The following is a 15728-nucleotide window of genomic DNA, read 5'->3' as shown; positions in this document are numbered from 1 at the left end:
GTCAGGGTGCGCTTTTTTCATTTTTGCTTGATCAGGAATTTTCGAGTGAGGTTCGCGACGTCTTCCAGCCGGGTGTCCATAACGAAATGTCCCCCGTCGAGAATCGCAATCTCTGCATTGGGCAAGTCCCGGCGAAAAGCTTCAGCGCCTGCAACGGTAAAGGCCAAATCATGCTTGCCCCAGATAACCAGTGTGGGTAGCTGATGTTCACGCAGCCATTTCTGCCACGCCGGGTAGGCATCGATATTGGTGCGATAGTCGTAGATCAGTGCCATTTGAATCGCGCCTTCACCGGGGCGGTTGAGGAATGCCACTTCGTCCTGCCATAAATCGGGGTTGTACGCTGTGACGTCTGGATCGCTGCCGACATGCCGCTGTCGGGTTACGTCCAGGGATAAATGAGCAGCCTGAAATTTGGCCTCATAGGCGTTGCGATCAGCCCAGTAGGCTTTGCGGCTGTCCCACATCTTACCCAGGCCTTCTGCATAGACATTGCCATTTTGGAACACCATTGAGGTTATGGCTTCGGGCCTTGCCATCGCTAATCGCATACCGACGGGAGCGCCGTAGTCTTGCATAAACAAGCTGTACCGTTTGAGCCCGACTGCATCTGTGAAGTGCTCAATCACCTTCGCAAGGTGATCAAATGTGTAGACGAACTTGTCTGGTGGGGGCGCATCGCTGTTACCGAAGCCTGGGTAGTCCGGAGCAATGAGGTGGAAACGGTTACCCAATTGCTTCATGAGATCATCGTACATGCGAGACGAGCTGGGCACTCCATGAAGGAGTAATACGGAGGGGGCGCTGGGATCGCCAATTTCTCGATAGGCAATATTTACGCCATCGACTGTCACTTGGCGATACTTCATTTTTGGCGTTTCTGCTTGGGCATGTCCGAAGCCCAAAAGCATCGTCAAAACGAGAAAGGAGAGGTATTTAAGTAAGGGCATCACCGGTACTCCAGTGGTTGCAGAGCTAATCTGCGGAGAAGTTTGGTCTGCGCGTTGATGTTGTTTTGCGCTGTATCCAATACTCGATAAACCACTGAATCTGAGGAATGACTAATAATGACAATGCGGTATTTCACCTGGTGAAAGAATCATGAGGACGGGAGTACTCTAATCCCGACACAGAGCTGGGCATCTGCGCGGCAGCGGTGCTCACGGAAGATCCATTCCATTTTGGGAGACTCGGTTGAGAAAAATAAGCTGATACCTGCTCTGCCAATCGCTGCGCAACGGTCAGAGATACAATGCATTACGAACCCAATCTTGCGGTGATCCAATGCTTCTAAGACATTTGCGGTATCTGTTGGCAGTAGCTGACCACGGTGGTTTCACCCGAGCCGCAGAAGTCCTTCATGTGTCTCAGCCGACACTGTCGCAGCAGATACGGCAGCTGGAAGAAACGCTTGGCGTCAGCCTTTTTGACCGAACATCCCGGACTGTCAGACCCACAGATGCTGGGCTCGCCTACATCGAATGCGCCCGGCGCGTACTGGTGGAGCTGGCGGCGGGTAAACGGGCATTGCACGACGTGAAAGACTTGTCCCGTGGCACGTTACGGCTTGCCATGGCCCCAACCTTCATGGCGTACGTCTTAGGTCCACTAGTGCGTGATTACATCTCCCAATTCCCGAACATTCGCTTAGAGATTTTCGAGTTGTCGATGGGCGACATCGAAACGGGATTGGTCGATGACTCGCTGGATATAGCTGTTGCATTTGACCAAGTGAGAAACGCCGATATCGAATCAATCCCGGCCTTCGTCGAGACGCTCGGTCTGATGGTTGGGCGCGCTCACCCACTCTATGACTGCCAGGAAGCACTCACGACGGGCCAGTTAGCTCAACTGGATTTTGCTTTGCTGACCCCTGACTTCGCTACGCGCATTTGTATCGATGAGTACTTCACCAAAGCGAAAATCACGCCCAAGGTGACGATCCAGGTCAACTCCGTAAACACGTTGCTTGAAGTCATTCGAAACACCGCGGTCGCCACCATTCTTCCTGAACCCATCGCCACGCAGGATCGCGCTCTGCACAAGCTAGCCTTGCTCGACAAGGCGCCTCAACGGGGAGTGTCGATTCTAAGGCGAAAAAATAACTACCACAGTGCCGCGTCGGTCGCATTCATGAATTTGATGCTTGGATCCGCGGCAGTGGACTGAGAATAGGGTGCTGACCATTACGCCCAGTGAAATGCTGGATTGTAAATAATGGTAATTCCTCTGTTTGGTAGGGGAGAGCAAGATGACTCCATCGACACGATCACCGGGTCGAATCCAGAACAACCGGAGTACGTCATGTCCCAACAACCAATCAAGCTTTATCGTCATCCATTGTCTGGCCACGCGCATCGTGTCGAATTGATGCTCTCACTCCTCGGCCAGCCAACAGAATTGATATTTGTGGATCTGATGAAGGGCGCGCACAAAATGCCCGAATTCCTAGCGCTCAACAGCTTCGGCCAAGTACCGGTGATCGATGATAACGGCACCGTTCTAGCTGACTCGAACGCCATTCTGGTCTATCTCGCTGCTAAATACGGCAACGGTGAGTGGCTGCCCACTGATCCTGTAGCGCAAGCAAAAGTACAACGCTGGCTGTCCGTTGCCGCCGGGCAGATCAACTCAGGCCCCGCTACCGCTCGACTGATCACGGTGTTCGGTGCCGGTTACAATGCGGAGGATGCGATCAGCAAGTCCCACACCCTGCTGACGGTGATGGAGCAAGAGTTGGGTAAAAGCAAATTCCTGGCTGGCGACAAACCGACCGTTGCAGATGTCGCAGCCTACACCTACGTCTCCCATGCTCCAGAAGGCAATGTTGCACTGACTGACTATCCTAACGTTCGGGCCTGGTTGAGCAGTATCGAGGCATTGCCAAATTTCGTAGGTATGCAGCGTACTGCCAAGGGTTTGCAACAAGCTTGATCCAGCGGCCGGAGCTACCCGGGAAAAATTCCGGGTAGTCTTCGCTCATTCAACTACGATCTCTTCGAATTTTCGCCTGTCGTACTAGTCATCTGGATAGGGTTTGCACTAGTCGCTCTTGGCGACACTTTTTTGCATCTACGTCTGCTCGCTCTCGCGATCAGATCTTGCTGTCCCTACACCACGGCTGAGTCGCCTATGGATCGCTTTCAGGAAATGCAGATATTCATGACGGTGGCCGAAGAAGAAGGTTTTGCGGCCGCCGCCCGTCGTTTGAATATTTCTCCCCCCAGCGTTACCCGTGCCATTGCTGCTATGGAGGAACGCATCGGCACTCAGTTGCTCTCACGCACAACTCGTAGCTTGCACTTGACTGAGGCAGGGCAACGGTATCTTGATGATTGTCGGCGAATACTCGGTGAGGTCAATGAAGCGGAGGAAGCTGCTGCCGGCAGCTACTCAATTCCGTGTGGGCACCTGACGGTGACAGCTCCCGTGCTTTTCGGTGAGTTGTACATTGCGCCTTTGCTGGCTGAGTACTTGGATCAATTTCCTTCTGTACATCTCAACGCGTTACTGGTTGACCGCGTGACAAGCATGGTTGATGAAGGTATCGATGTGGCGATCCGTATTGGCCATCTGCACGAGAGTAATCAGCACGGTATCAAAGTTGGCGAGGTGCGCCAGGTAATTTGTGGAGCCCCCAAGTATTTCGAGGAATTCGGCAGACCCCGCCATCCTGGAGAATTAGGTTCTGCCAAAATCGTTATGTCTTCCGCGAGCCATTTGTTGAGCGATTGGCAATTTGAGAATGAAGGAAATGCACTCAGCTTTCGTTTCGATCCGCGGCTAGTCGTTACCGCAAATCAAGCGGCCATCAATATTGCTTGTCTGGGCTGGGGTGTGACACGCGTGTTGTCCTACCAGGTGGCTAGTCAAGTAGCCGCCGGTGAACTGGAGGTAGTACTCCAAGATTTTGAACCGCCCGCTTTACCCATCCAGGTCGTTTACCTCAAGAGTAACCGCGTACCAGCGAAGATACGTACGTTCGTGGATTTCCTCACGGAACGTCTGGGACGTGATACCGCGCTTCGACCTACTATGAAAAGCGCGCTCTAATGGACCGCTTTCATGAAATGCTTATGTTTGAAGCGCTCTCAGAGCGGCCAAGCCTGGCGGCAGCTGCGCGCCGTTTGAACGTTTCTGGCCCGACAGTCGTTCGCGCGATTGCCCGATTGGAGGCGCGCCTAGGGGTGCCGCTATTGCAACGAAGCACTCGTGGAGTTTCGTTGACTGAGTCGGGTGCTGCCTTTATGGCTGATTGCTCCCGCATCCTCAAAGAAATCGAAGACGCAGAAGCATCAGCTAAAGGCCTTCATGTTCAGGCTCAGGGTAATCTGACTGTATTGCTTCCACTCCTTTTCAGCCGCTATGTAATGACGCCTTTGCTTGCGAATTACATGGAGTTTTATCCCGAAGTCAGAGTATTCGCCCATTATCATGATCGTTTTCCGAACATGAACGAGGAGGGGCTTGACGTGGCCGTGCTGGTGGGGAATTTGCCCAGTTCATCGTTGATCGCCAGGCCTGTTGGCTTCGTTCGTACGATCGTTTGTGGCAGTCCTGCCTATCTCGAAGCCCATGGTGTGCCCGCCGAGCCTGAGGATCTTAAAAGTCACCGGCTGATTGGCATTCAAGCTTATCGGGAGAAGATCAACTGGGATTTTTCCAACCAAGGCTTTCAATCCACCATTAAGGCCCGATCACGCGTCAGCTGCACCACTGTTCAATCTGCCATCGATGCGGCGGCTCATGGCGCGGGGCTTACGCGCTGCCTCAGTTATCCCGCCTACGATTATTTAAATGGCGGTCGGTTACGCAGGGTGTTGCAACCTTTCGAGCTGCCAGCGCTTCCAGTTCATGTCGTTTACCGAGAAGGGCGTAGAGCTTCAATGAGAGTGCGCAGTTTTGTCGACCACATTGTCGAGGGCCTGCGCGAACATCCGGCAATGTTGCCGGATGTTCATTGAGCGTTCGGCGATCGCGGACTGAGGTCGCCGACGAGCTTCATTTGGCGTTCGCTGCCTTTTCGATCAGGCTGGCGACGACTTTCGGATTGGACACCATCACAACGTGCGACGCGCCTTTAACTACGACGGTCTGCTTGGAATGTGCTCGTTCAGCCATAAAGGCTTGGGCTTGTGCTGGGATGTTCTTATCAGCGTCACCGTAGACAAACCAGGAAGGAATAGTTTTCCAGGCCGGCTCTGTGGATGCTTCATTGAGTGCTGCAACCGTTACGGGACGTTGAGTCGCAGCCATCAATTTGGCGTCTGCGTTGGAAACGTCGGCTGCGAACTGGTCGTGGAATTTGTCTTGTTGGATATACAGATCCTTACCGCCGTCAGCCAAGGCTACTGGGGGGGCGAGGGTAGGGCCCAGCGTGCCACCCGGGAAACGTCCAGATAACTCTGCGGTGGATTCACCTGCTTCGGGTGCAATAGCGGCGACGTATACCAGTGCTTTGACATTGGCATTGCCGTAAGCCGCTTCGCTGATGACCGGGCCACCATAGGAGTGCCCAACCAGCACGACCGGCGTTTTAATGCTGGCGAGCATGTCGGCGACCGACTGCGCGTCACCTTTGAGTGAGCGCAGCGGGTTCGAGGCTGCGATCACTGGATAGCCATCTTTTTCCAGGATTTTGACGACGCCATTCCAACTGCTCGAATCGGCGAAAGCTCCGTGTACGAGCACTACAGTCGGTTTGACCGGCGCGGCCATCGCTGCGGTGGCTGTAACCATCGCGGCTGCCAAGGCCAGACCTGCGAATATCTTTTTCATCTGATGTTCCTGTGCAAACGGGAGATGGGTGGTGGAGCGACAGGAATATTTAGAACGCTAGCTGTGTCCCGTATGTGTCCGGTTTTCCAGTGCTATGCATGGAAACGTGTCTGATACGGCCTTTGCTACAAACCGATACAAACGTCCCCCAGCATTTCAGCAGGCGAAACATTGGATTGTGTTTTGTGTTCGTTCTCACCAAAGCGATTAAAGCGGAGCATGCGTTTCAAGCACTTTATTAAACGCCTGACCGCGGAGACAACAATGAAACGAGTACTCATGCTGTTAGCCAACGGTGTAGAACCAATGGAAATGGCGGCCTTCACTGACGTGCTCGGTTGGGCCGATTTGCTCGGTGATTGTCCTCTTGAGTTAGTGAATGCAGGCCTTCGCAAAAAAATCATCACCACATTTGGTCTCGCGCTTAATCCGAGCTTTCTGCTCCGTGATCTAGACGTGAGTAGCTTTGATGCACTGGCTTTGCCGGGTGGTTTTGAACCTGCAGGATTCTATGAGGAAGCTCTTAGTGAGCCTTTTCTTGAAACCATTCGACAATTCGTTGAAGCCGGCAAACCCGTCGCCAGCGTCTGCGTGTCATCGGTGTGTTTGGGAGTGGCAGGCGTGTTACGTGGCAAGCATGCAACCACCTATCACCAAGAGGGAGGAAAAAGGAAAAACCAGTTAGTGGAAAGCGGCGCTCTCTTCGTAGATCGACCAGTCGTTGTTCACGACAACATCATTACTTCCAGCGGTCCTGGTACCGCCACAGAAGTCGCTTTTTTGCTGCTGGAAAAACTAACCAGTTCAGAAAACGCGACTTATATCCGTCAAAAAATGCGTTTCGCTACACCCGATCGTGATTGGTACGACGCGCCGCAAGTAGCCTAGCCCCACTGAGTATTCTGTATCGACTTTCTGGAGGCAATTGTATGGCTGACACCGCACTCATCCTCGTTGGTATTCAGAACGACTTTTTTTCCGGTGGAAAATGGGAACTCAATTCGAATATCTGTCCTGGTTTTCCCGTCGATGTGTTCAGAGGTTATACCGATGTCAAAACCATCCGAAGTATTGGACTACTACTACTGGCCAACACCGAACGGGCAAAAGGTGGCGATTTTTCTTGAAGAATCTGGTCGACCCTATACAGCCCACCCGGTCGATTCACCTGTTTAAGAATACGTAGAGGTGATCATGAATAATACTGATGAGCAAAGGGCCTCACCCTGGCATGCTGGTGAGCGGCAGTTGCAAGAAAGTGTCGGCGTGGCGCAGCAGATGGAGCAATTTGGGCGAAAGGTTGTTCGCGACTACATGCCGGATCAGCATCGCTCGTTCTACAGCCAGCTTCCTTATCTAGTGTTGGGTGCGGTTGACGAAAAAGGCATTCCTTGGGCGACGTTGATAGAAGGCCCTCCAGGTTTCGTTCACTCACCCGATCCACGCATTTTGCAACTCGACCGCCTTCCCGCAGAGGGTGACCCAGTCAAAGCAGCTTTGGTAACGGGTGCCGCAGTCGGGCTGCTCGGCATCGATTTGAAGACCCGAAGGCGCAATCGAATGAATGGCAACATCAGTACCGCCTTATCTGGCGGTATTGCCGTTTCTGTCGTGCACGCTTTCGGCAACTGTCCGCAATACATCCAGTTGCGGAGCGTAGAACCGGTCAGCGTTGGTCGGCCCTCATCCAATGTTGCAGCGGAATGCTTAAGCGAATTGGACGAGGCCGCAAGCGAGATGATTCGCAAGGCCGATACCTTCTTCCTCGCCAGCTACATCGACCTCGAAGGAGATTCATCCAGACGCTCGGTGGACGTCTCGCACCGCGGAGGTAACCCCGGCTTTGTCAGGGTCCAAGGCAATGTTCTGACGATTCCCGATTTCGCTGGCAATCTGCATTTCAATACATTGGGCAACTTGTTGCTCAATCCTAAGGCTGGATTGGTCTTTGTCGATTTCTCGTCAGGTGATGTGCTTCAGGTGGCAGGGCGCACTGAGATTATTCTTGAGGGGCCGGAAGTCGCAGCATTCCAAGGGGCGGAAAGACTCTGGACTTTAACGGTAGAGCATGTCGTTAGAAGGCGAGGCGTACTGGCCCTGCGCTGGGCGCTTGAAGGTTTCTCGCCTAATAGTCTGATGACTGGCAGTTGGGAAAAAGCAGAAGGCCGCTTAAAGGCCGATGCACTACGCGACCAATGGCGGCATCTGCGCGTGACCCGTATCGTTGAAGAGAGCAGCACCATCAGTTCTTTTTATCTGGAACCTGACGATGGGGCAGGATTGCCGCGCTTTGAGGCTGGCCAACATTTACCCGTACGGTTTCACCTGGCTGAAGGACAGCCACCCCTGGTCCGAACTTACAGCGTGTCGAGCGCACCTTCTGACACTTTCTTCCGGATCAGTGTCAAGCGTGACGGGTTGGTTTCGTCGCACCTGCACAACCAGATTCGGGTGGGGGATCTCATTGAAGCTCGTGCCCCCCAAGGTCGTTTCACAGTGCACGCCGATGAGCATCGGCCATTGGTTCTATTGGCCGCTGGCGTTGGGGTCACGCCGTTGCTGTCGATGCTGCGCGAAGTCATCTATGAAGGAGAACGAATCCGTCGCACTCGGCCGACCTGGTTCATTCAAAGCGCGCGTAGTCTGGCGGAGCTGGCATTTCGCGATGAACTGTTTGAACTGGCGACCCGTGCAAAAGACAAGATTCGCGCATTGCGACTTCTAAGTCAGCCGGAGCAACACGCTCGCGAGGGCGAAGACTTCGAATTAGCTGGACGTGTGGACGTAGCTTTACTCAAAGCGCTGTTGCCCTTGGATGATTATGACTTTTACTTGTGCGGTCCGGGCGCCTTCACCCAGGCTCTATACGATGGGCTACGAGAACTACGCATTGGCGATGATCGCATTCACGCCGAAACATTCGGGCCTTCGACTCTGGTTCGATTACGCGATCAGTTGACCCCGGCGGTAGAGCAAGTTCCGCCAGCCAGTGGACCGGTTAAAGTGCTGTTCGCGACTTCTGCGAAAGAGGCCCGTTGGGAACCAGGAAACGGCAGCCTGTTGGAGCTGGCTGAAAGTCGTGGTCTGAATCCGGACTTCAGTTGCCGCGGCGGGTCATGTGGGACTTGTCGTACAAAATTGATCAGTGGCGAAGTGCACTATTTGAACTTGCCCGCTGAAATGCCGGCGCAGGGAGAGGTCTTGATTTGCTGCGCAGTACCAGCGCAAAGCAAGGAGGGCGACGCCCCCCTGATTTTGGATCTGTGACATGAACGCCTTCTCTATCGCTCATCCCGCGAGACGCGGGTTGAGCGCTTGAGCCAAACCGCCTTCACGGTCGAGTTGAGCGAGGTCGTCAAATCCACCCACATGCCAGTCGCCGATGAAAATTTGCGGAACCGTGCGACGGCCGCTGCGATTTATCATTTCGATCTTCTGATCAGCTGACTGAACGTCGATTTCGGTGAAAGAAATACCTTTAGAGTCAAGCAGCTGCCTAGCACCACGGCAGTAAGGGCAGGTGCTAGTGGTATACATAATGATTTCAGGCATGAAAAGTCCTCCTCGTTTAGACAATGTCAGGCTGCGGCTTTTTCTACGCGAGCGTGTACAGCGCAGGTATCAGGGTACTGTGCCAACGATTTGAAGCTGCGGTTATCAGAGTCAAGAGCGTCAACCGATCCGGTTTCGATGTCGTAAACCCATCCATGCAAATTCAACAAGCCTTTTTCCTGAGCGATGCGCACGCTCGGGTGAGTCTGGATGTTGGCGAGTTGGGCAATCACGTTTTCTCGAACCATCGAGCTTACTTTTGCCGCGTCATTGACGTGAGAGCGAGACTCGTTGATTACTTTTGCGGACTCTGCATGCTGCAGCCAACCGGCGACGGCAGGAAGGTGATCCATGCATTTGCACTTGGCGACAGCCGTCATTGCACCGCAATCCGAATGGCCGCAGATCACGATGTCGGTCACCCCGAGCACCGCCACGGCATATTCGACCGTTGCCGACACACCGCCTGGATGGGGGCTGTACGACGGCACGATATTGCCCGCGTTCCGGATTACGAACAGCTCGCCAGGTTCTTGTTGCGTTAACAGTTCCGGTACTACGCGGCTATCTGAACACGTGATGAACAACGTGCCTGGATGCTGTGTGGTGGCCAGGTGTTTGAACAGGTCTGTCCGTTGCGGAAATGCTTCTTTCTGAAACTTCAAAAAACCTTCAATGAGCGCTTTCATGGGATTGGCCTTTAGCAGGTAGTTAAGTTGGGTGACATTCAGTTAGTACAGCCGCGACCTATCACGCTGTATTCAAGAGCACGAGTGTCACCGTGCGAATCTTTGTAGGTCATTTGCACTGGCACTGGACCGCAGATGTCTGCTGCTTCAGTGATGTTGATGACCTTGGCAATATCCAAGTGCATGCCGTAGACATACGGAGTGGCTTTTGTCGCAACTGAAACTTCCTGTGCATAGGCCGACAACGAAGCTGACAGGGACAGGGCGAGAAACAGAAATTTTTTCATGACGAATCCTCCATTTAGATTTGGTGAGTCGGTGAAATGGGTAAATGTGTTGGGGCTGGCCCGCTTCGAGTGCGAGCCGAATTACATTTCCAGTCGCTTTCTTAGAAAGGACGCAGTGGCAGGAACTTGCCGTCGAGGGTGATCAACGCGCGGTGGCCGCCTTCAGGATCCTCAACTTTTTTCATATCGAGCTTGAAGTTAATCGCGCTGATGATGCCGTCGCCGAACTGTTCGTGAACCAAGGCTTTCAAAGTAGTGCCGTAGATTTGGATCATTTCGTAGAAGCGGTAGATGGTCGGGTCTGTAGGGACCCCCGAAAGGCTTCCACGCAGTGGGATGATTTGCAGGCGCGCTATCGAGTCGGCGTCCAGGTCCAGTTTTTTACCGATCACTTTCGCGGCAGTTTCTGGAAGTGGGTGCTGGCCGAGGAGGGCGGCGGTCACGTAGGCCAGACCGAGGCCAGTGCCTTCTGCCATGTCTTCGAAAGACAGGTTTTTGCGGGCTTTGGCGTCCAGAATTTTAGCGGTCAGTTCAAGACTGGTGTCGTTGTAAACGTGGGACTGTTGCATGGTGTTTCTCCTATCGGAATGCTTGGGTTAGTGCTGCTTGGTGTGAAGCTATGTTCTGCCGTTTGCTTGATAGCGTCCAAGACCGATAGACAATGCTTCGCATAAGCTCTACCTATAGATTCGAGTCGGGAGAGTTCATGAACGTTTAAAACTCGGAAGCGATATTGCTGATTACTGGCGGTTACTTGGTTTGGTTTGGTGCAGTTGAACGCGGTTCCCGAGAAATCGCAGTGTTGGCTGAACTAGGCACAGAAGCTCAGCCTTTCTTTTTACTGATCAGATTCTCCGACACAATCTCACGGACAACGTTGACGAAAGCCCGAAGCCCCGCAGGCATATGACGATTCGCGGGATAGTAGAGGCGCAGTCCCGGATACGGAGGTGTCCAGTCCTCCAGTACGCGGATGAGTCTTCCGGACGCAATATGGGCTGAAGCGGCGAAATCATTGGTCCAGGCTATGCCGGCGCCTTGCAAAGCAGCCTCTAACATCAAGTGGTGGCTATCGAGGGTCAGCGATCCTCTGACATCGACCGATTGCTCTTCACCGCGCTTCTCGAATTCCCATTTGTAGATCGTGCCGCTGGGGAAGCGCACGCGTATGCAGTTGTGTGCGAGCAGGTCTGCCGGAACCTTTGGTTTTTTGCATTTCGCGAAGTACTGAGGAGAAGCAACCACCGCAAAACGGAGCGGGGGAGTGATCGCAATGGCGATCATGTCCTGCGGAACGCTTTCCGCCAACCGTATGCCGGCGTCGAATCCACCCGCGACGATGTCTACCAGGCTTCTATCGGTGACGATGTCCACCCGCATGTCTGGATAACGCCTCAAATACTCCAGTACCACCGGGGTTAGCACCATTTGCGCGGCACCTTCGGAGGTGTTCAGCCGCAGGGTTCCCGCCGGTGTATCGCGGAACTCGCTAACCGCCTCCATAGCCGCGGATATATCACGCAGAGCGGGCTGCACTCGAACCAGAAATTGCTCGCCTGCTTCAGACAGCGAAACACTGCGTGTGGTCCTGTGGAACAACCTCACGCCGAGGCGTTTCTCCAGTGCAGCGATCGCATGACTGAGTGCGGATGGCGACATTCCCAATTCCACTGCCGCACGACGAAAGCTGCGATGAGTGGAAACGGCGACCACAGCGTTAAGTTCGAGGAGCCCGGATTTCTGCATTGTGCTAGTTCCTGCATCAGTTCATACGATATTAGCCTGATTGTTTGCGACAGTGCTGAGGCCTATCTTGATCACAGCAACTTAACTGGATCGGGCCCCTATAGCGGGAATGGTGACATCCCAGGCGCCCAGCAGCCATTACACATGCGAGGAATAATTCATGACGCGTATCACTACACCGTTCGGGTTTCACTCAACCGCACAAGAGGTCATTGAAGGAGTCGACCTCACTGGTAAACGGGCGATCATAACGGGAGGGGCCTCCGGTATCGGCATTGAGACAGCGCGCGCATTGGTCAACGCCGGCGCAAACGTGACGCTTGCAGTGCGGCGTCCGGAGGCGGCGGAATCGGTAGCCGCCGAACTGCGCTCGGATGGCAGGGGTAATGTTGATATCCGTTCAATCGATCTGGCGGATCTGTCCTCTGTGAAATCGTTTGCTGAGGCTTGGTCCGAGCCACTTGATATCCTGGTCAATAACGCAGGGATCATGGCAGTTCCTGAGCGCGAGTTGACAGCGCAGGGTTGGGAAATGCAGTTTGCAACCAACTTTCTCGGCCATTTTGCGCTCGTGCTTGGGTTGCAGGACGCCTTGACCAAAGCCGAGGGAGCCCGAATTGTTTCGCTGAGTTCAAACGCTAATCTTTTGGGGCCAGTGGTTTTCGATGACATCAATTTCGACTTCCGCCCATACGATGCTTTCGCGTCATATGCCCAGGCCAAGTCGGCATGCGCGCTCATCGCAGTAGAGATAACGCGCCGCTGGGCAGAGCGAGGCATTTTCGCTAACGCTTTGAACCCTGGGGCAATCGCAACCAAACTTCAGAAGCACACCGGTGGGCTTAAGACGCCAATTGAACGTCAGAAGAACGTGCAACAGGGGGCAGCGACATCTGTATTACTGGCGGCGTCTGCGCTGTTGGAAGGCATTGGTGGTCGTTATTTCGAGGACTGTAACGAGGCGCTGGTAGTCACCAAACGGCCCGCCGATTACACGGGCGTTGCACCTTACGCTGTTGACCCTGATAACGCGCAGCGCTTGTGGGAGATCGCCACTCGAATGATTGGGTGAAGTCATCTCCAGGAAAGAACCTTAAAACATTTGTGCTCCACGCCTCCAATCATTCGACGTCATCGCTTGGGCGCTTGAAATCGTCGAAAGGTGCTTCGGACGCTTACCGCAAAATTCGATGTTGTCTGCCTCTCAAGAGCCGGCACATTTATTGCTTTTCTAGCAATAAATTGACTTATAGCTAGCAAAATATGAGAGGCCTTTGATTATGATTGCCACGTCGCGCCGCGCGGTTATCTGTACACCTCATGCTGAAGCGAGTGCTGCCGGCATGCGCGTTCTCGACGCGGGAGGCACCGCGATCGACGCGATGTTGTCGGCCAGCGCCATGCTTGCAGCGGTTTTTCCGCACATGACCGGGCTGGGCGGCGATGCGCTGTGGATGATCCATGATCGTCAGGTACGCACCATTGTAGGGATCGGGCAGGCCGGGCAGCGCTTGCCAGAGGCCGGCGAGATCAGCCTGCGTGGACCGGCTTCGGTCGCCACGACGGCGGGTGCCCTGGCCAGTTGGCAGACGGCGGCGACTATCAGTCGGCATGAGTGGGGCTCAAAACTGGGCTGGGCCGATTTGCTGGAGGACGCGGCATTCATGGCCGGGCAGGGCACGCCCGTCTCACAATCGCAATTGTTCTGGCAGACCCTGCGCCAGCCGCTGATCGAGCAACTACCGGGTCTCCATCACCTGTGCAAGACCGAGGGTCGCTGGTTGCGCGAGGGCAACATTCTGCGCCAGCCAGAACTGGCCAATACCCTTCGCCATCTCGGACAGCACGGTGTTGAAGACTTTTATCACGGCGAACTCGCGCAAGCCTTCGGCGCTGCATTTGACCGCTTGGGTTGCGGCTTGACGGCCGCCGACCTGGCTCAGACCCGAGCCCTTGAAGCCGCACCGATTTCCGTGCGTTATCGTCAGGGCACGCTGTACAACGTCGCGCCGCCTTGTCAGGGGCTCTACACCTTGCAAGCCATGGCCGCGCTGCAACACAAGCCACTGGCCGACGTCGGCAATGGCAGCGCGCTCTACTATCACTACCTGGTTGAAGCGATCAAACAAAGTCTGCTGCGCCGCAATGCGCAATTGTGCGATCCGCTGACGTCTGAGCGGGATTTCACCTCAAGCCTGCACGCGGCGCAGATTCAAGCCTATGCGGATGCCATTGATGATCAGCGTGCGGCGCCCTGGAACGAACCCGGTCGTCCCGCCGACACCGTCTGGATGGCCGCAACCGATGAGCAAGGGCGTACTGCATGCCTGATCCAGAGCCTGTTTCATGATTTCGGCTCCGGCTGCGTCCTGGGCGATACCGGCGTGTTGTGGCAGAACCGCGCCGCCGGGTTCAATGCCGACGCCAGTCATGTCAACGGCTGGGCGCCGGGCAAGCGTCCGGCGCATACCCTGAACCCTTCCTGCTACCTGGCCGACGACGGGCGTCGCTGGTTTTTCGGGACGCAAGGAGGCGATGGCCAGCCACAGACGCAAATGGTCCTGGCGACGCAGTTGATCGACTATCAGCAACCCATTGACCTTGCCCTGCAGACCCCACGCTTTCTGCTCGGCCGCAGCTTTTTCGACAGCACCGACAACCTCAAGCTGGAAGGCGATATCCACGAGTCGACGATCACAGGACTCGCCGCACTGGGCCACGAGGTGGAAGTGATTCCGGCACTTAGCGCCATGACCGGCCACGCCGGGATCATCGCGATTGGCGCCGATGATCACCGCAGTGCAATGCACGATCCCCGAGGGGAGGGCGTCAGCCTCGGTCAATCGAGCTGAGCTGCCGGTCACAAGGTTTGCCGCCGCCCGGGCGGCTGGCGGATAATGCCGCCCATTGCTTACCGTCAGCAGTTTTGCGCGACGGCATGAGGCCTTTTTTGAAAAAGAGGAAAGGATGGGCTTGACCACAGTCACCGCCAAACAGCTTGAGGTCCAGCGCATCGTCGATGCGCTGTATAAGGCCATCGCACAGCATCGTCTGCCGCCTGGCACGCGATTGATCGAAGCGCAGATCGTCGAAACGCTGCAAGCCAACCGCAATCATGTGCAGGTCGCATTGCAGCGTCTGGCCATGCAAAAAGTCGTGACCATCGAAGCCAACCGAGGCGCAATGGTTGCACAGCCAACCGCGCGCGAGGCGAAGGATATATTCAGCGCTCGGCGGGCCATCGAGCGGGCCATTGTCGAAGCGATCACTCCGGCGGTCATGCGCAAACAGCGCCAGCGCGTGGCCAGCCACATGAACAACGAACGCAAAGCCACCAACGACACCGACCGTCGCGCCATCGTCAGGGAACTGAGTGAGTTTCACTTGATGCTGGGCGAGCTCTGCGGCAATACCGTGCTCAGCGATATCCTCGCCAACCTGATGGTGCGCAGTTCGTTGATCGTCGCGCTGTATCAGCGTAACGACGTACCGTCCTGCGCGTCCGATGAGCACCAGGAAATCATCACGGCGCTGGAAGCGGGCGATAACGCCAAGGCAGTCAAGGTCATGATCGAACACCTGGACGAGCTGGAATGGCAATTGGCTCTGGAAGAATCAGCGCCTGAAGAGTTCAACCTCAAGCAGGCGTTGAGCGACTGAAATATTGCCGCAAGCC

At 54.8% G+C, this 15728-nt stretch carries 17 protein-coding genes; 10 read left to right on the top strand and 7 right to left on the bottom strand.

Going from position 1 to position 15728, the window contains the following annotated elements; translation table 11 throughout:
- Window positions 1-17: 17 nt before the first annotated feature.
- Window positions 18-950 carry an alpha/beta fold hydrolase gene (locus ACA074_RS14075; RefSeq protein ID WP_489880477.1) on the bottom strand — a complete coding sequence of 311 codons (933 nt, stop codon included), beginning with the start codon at window positions 948-950 and terminating at the stop codon, window positions 18-20.
- A 334-nt stretch (window positions 951-1284) separates the two neighbouring features.
- On the opposite strand from ACA074_RS14075, the gene cynR reads away from it, so the two are divergent.
- From cynR to ACA074_RS14055, 4 genes are all read left to right on the top strand, one after another.
- Window positions 1285-2169, top strand: a complete 885-nt coding sequence (gene cynR / locus ACA074_RS14070) for a transcriptional regulator CynR (RefSeq protein ID WP_497657311.1) — start codon at window positions 1285-1287, stop codon at window positions 2167-2169.
- Between the two features lie 135 nt (window positions 2170-2304).
- A complete protein-coding gene (locus ACA074_RS14065; RefSeq protein ID WP_187680557.1) occupies window positions 2305-2934 on the top strand; it encodes a glutathione S-transferase family protein in 630 nt (209 codons plus the stop codon).
- Window positions 2935-3132: 198 nt separating this feature from the next.
- Window positions 3133-4053 carry a LysR family transcriptional regulator gene (locus ACA074_RS14060; protein ID WP_497677161.1) on the top strand — a complete coding sequence of 307 codons (921 nt, stop codon included), beginning with the start codon at window positions 3133-3135 and terminating at the stop codon, window positions 4051-4053.
- Complete coding sequence (locus tag ACA074_RS14055; RefSeq protein WP_401264150.1) at window positions 4053-4964, top strand: LysR family transcriptional regulator; 912 nt, start codon at window positions 4053-4055, stop codon at window positions 4962-4964. Before ACA074_RS14060 ends, ACA074_RS14055 begins: the two co-directional genes overlap by 1 nt.
- Before the next feature lie 37 nt (window positions 4965-5001).
- On the opposite strand, the gene ACA074_RS14050 is transcribed toward ACA074_RS14055, so the two are convergent.
- Window positions 5002-5778: an alpha/beta fold hydrolase gene (locus ACA074_RS14050; RefSeq protein WP_401264152.1), complete on the bottom strand. Its 777-nt coding sequence runs from the start codon at window positions 5776-5778 to the stop codon at window positions 5002-5004.
- Between the two features lie 219 nt (window positions 5779-5997).
- Here ACA074_RS14050 and ACA074_RS14045 point away from each other — a divergent pair, with 219 nt between their 5' ends.
- The 3 genes from ACA074_RS14045 (at window position 5998) to ACA074_RS14035 (ending at window position 9045) form a co-directional block, all read left to right on the top strand.
- Window positions 5998-6666 (top strand): DJ-1/PfpI family protein, encoded by a 669-nt coding sequence (locus tag ACA074_RS14045; RefSeq protein WP_497613953.1) that lies wholly within the window; start codon window positions 5998-6000, stop codon window positions 6664-6666.
- Between the two features lie 41 nt (window positions 6667-6707).
- Entirely contained in the window at window positions 6708-6905 is a 198-nt protein-coding gene (locus tag ACA074_RS14040; RefSeq protein WP_401264154.1) for a hypothetical protein, read from the top strand.
- A 67-nt stretch (window positions 6906-6972) separates the two neighbouring features.
- The gene (locus tag ACA074_RS14035) at window positions 6973-9045 is read left to right on the top strand and encodes a 2Fe-2S iron-sulfur cluster-binding protein (protein WP_497657310.1); all 2073 of its coding nucleotides are present in this window, start codon (window positions 6973-6975) and stop codon (window positions 9043-9045) included.
- A gap of 21 nt (window positions 9046-9066) precedes the next feature.
- Here ACA074_RS14035 and grxC read toward each other — a convergent pair whose 3' ends face one another.
- From grxC to ACA074_RS14010, 5 genes are all read right to left on the bottom strand, one after another.
- Complete coding sequence (gene grxC, locus ACA074_RS14030) at window positions 9067-9330, bottom strand: glutaredoxin 3 (RefSeq protein ID WP_187680565.1); 264 nt, start codon at window positions 9328-9330, stop codon at window positions 9067-9069.
- A 26-nt stretch (window positions 9331-9356) separates the two neighbouring features.
- Entirely contained in the window at window positions 9357-10019 is a 663-nt protein-coding gene (locus tag ACA074_RS14025) for a carbonic anhydrase (RefSeq protein ID WP_187680566.1), read from the bottom strand.
- Window positions 10020-10057: 38 nt separating this feature from the next.
- Window positions 10058-10306, bottom strand: a complete 249-nt coding sequence (locus tag ACA074_RS14020) for a DUF2790 domain-containing protein (RefSeq protein WP_497657309.1) — start codon at window positions 10304-10306, stop codon at window positions 10058-10060.
- Window positions 10307-10407: 101 nt separating this feature from the next.
- Window positions 10408-10875 carry a cyanase gene (gene cynS / locus ACA074_RS14015; RefSeq protein ID WP_497679304.1) on the bottom strand — a complete coding sequence of 156 codons (468 nt, stop codon included), beginning with the start codon at window positions 10873-10875 and terminating at the stop codon, window positions 10408-10410.
- Window positions 10876-11131: 256 nt separating this feature from the next.
- Window positions 11132-12052 (bottom strand): LysR family transcriptional regulator, encoded by a 921-nt coding sequence (locus tag ACA074_RS14010; protein ID WP_489880485.1) that lies wholly within the window; start codon window positions 12050-12052, stop codon window positions 11132-11134.
- 160 nt (window positions 12053-12212) lie between these two features.
- On the opposite strand from ACA074_RS14010, the gene ACA074_RS14005 reads away from it, so the two are divergent.
- The 3 genes from ACA074_RS14005 (at window position 12213) to ACA074_RS13995 (ending at window position 15712) form a co-directional block, all read left to right on the top strand.
- Window positions 12213-13124 (top strand): SDR family NAD(P)-dependent oxidoreductase, encoded by a 912-nt coding sequence (locus tag ACA074_RS14005; RefSeq protein ID WP_497679303.1) that lies wholly within the window; start codon window positions 12213-12215, stop codon window positions 13122-13124.
- Window positions 13125-13332: 208 nt separating this feature from the next.
- Complete coding sequence (locus tag ACA074_RS14000; RefSeq protein WP_497679302.1) at window positions 13333-14904, top strand: gamma-glutamyltransferase family protein; 1572 nt, start codon at window positions 13333-13335, stop codon at window positions 14902-14904.
- A gap of 115 nt (window positions 14905-15019) precedes the next feature.
- On the top strand, window positions 15020-15712 hold the full coding sequence (locus ACA074_RS13995) for a GntR family transcriptional regulator (protein ID WP_497679301.1): 693 nt from the start codon (window positions 15020-15022) through the stop codon (window positions 15710-15712).
- Window positions 15713-15728: the final 16 nt, after the last annotated feature.

This window comes from Pseudomonas sp. LBUM1655 (assembly GCF_059716085.1).
The sequence above is the reverse complement of the archived record's forward strand: the minus strand, read 5'-3'. Positions and strand labels throughout refer to the sequence as shown.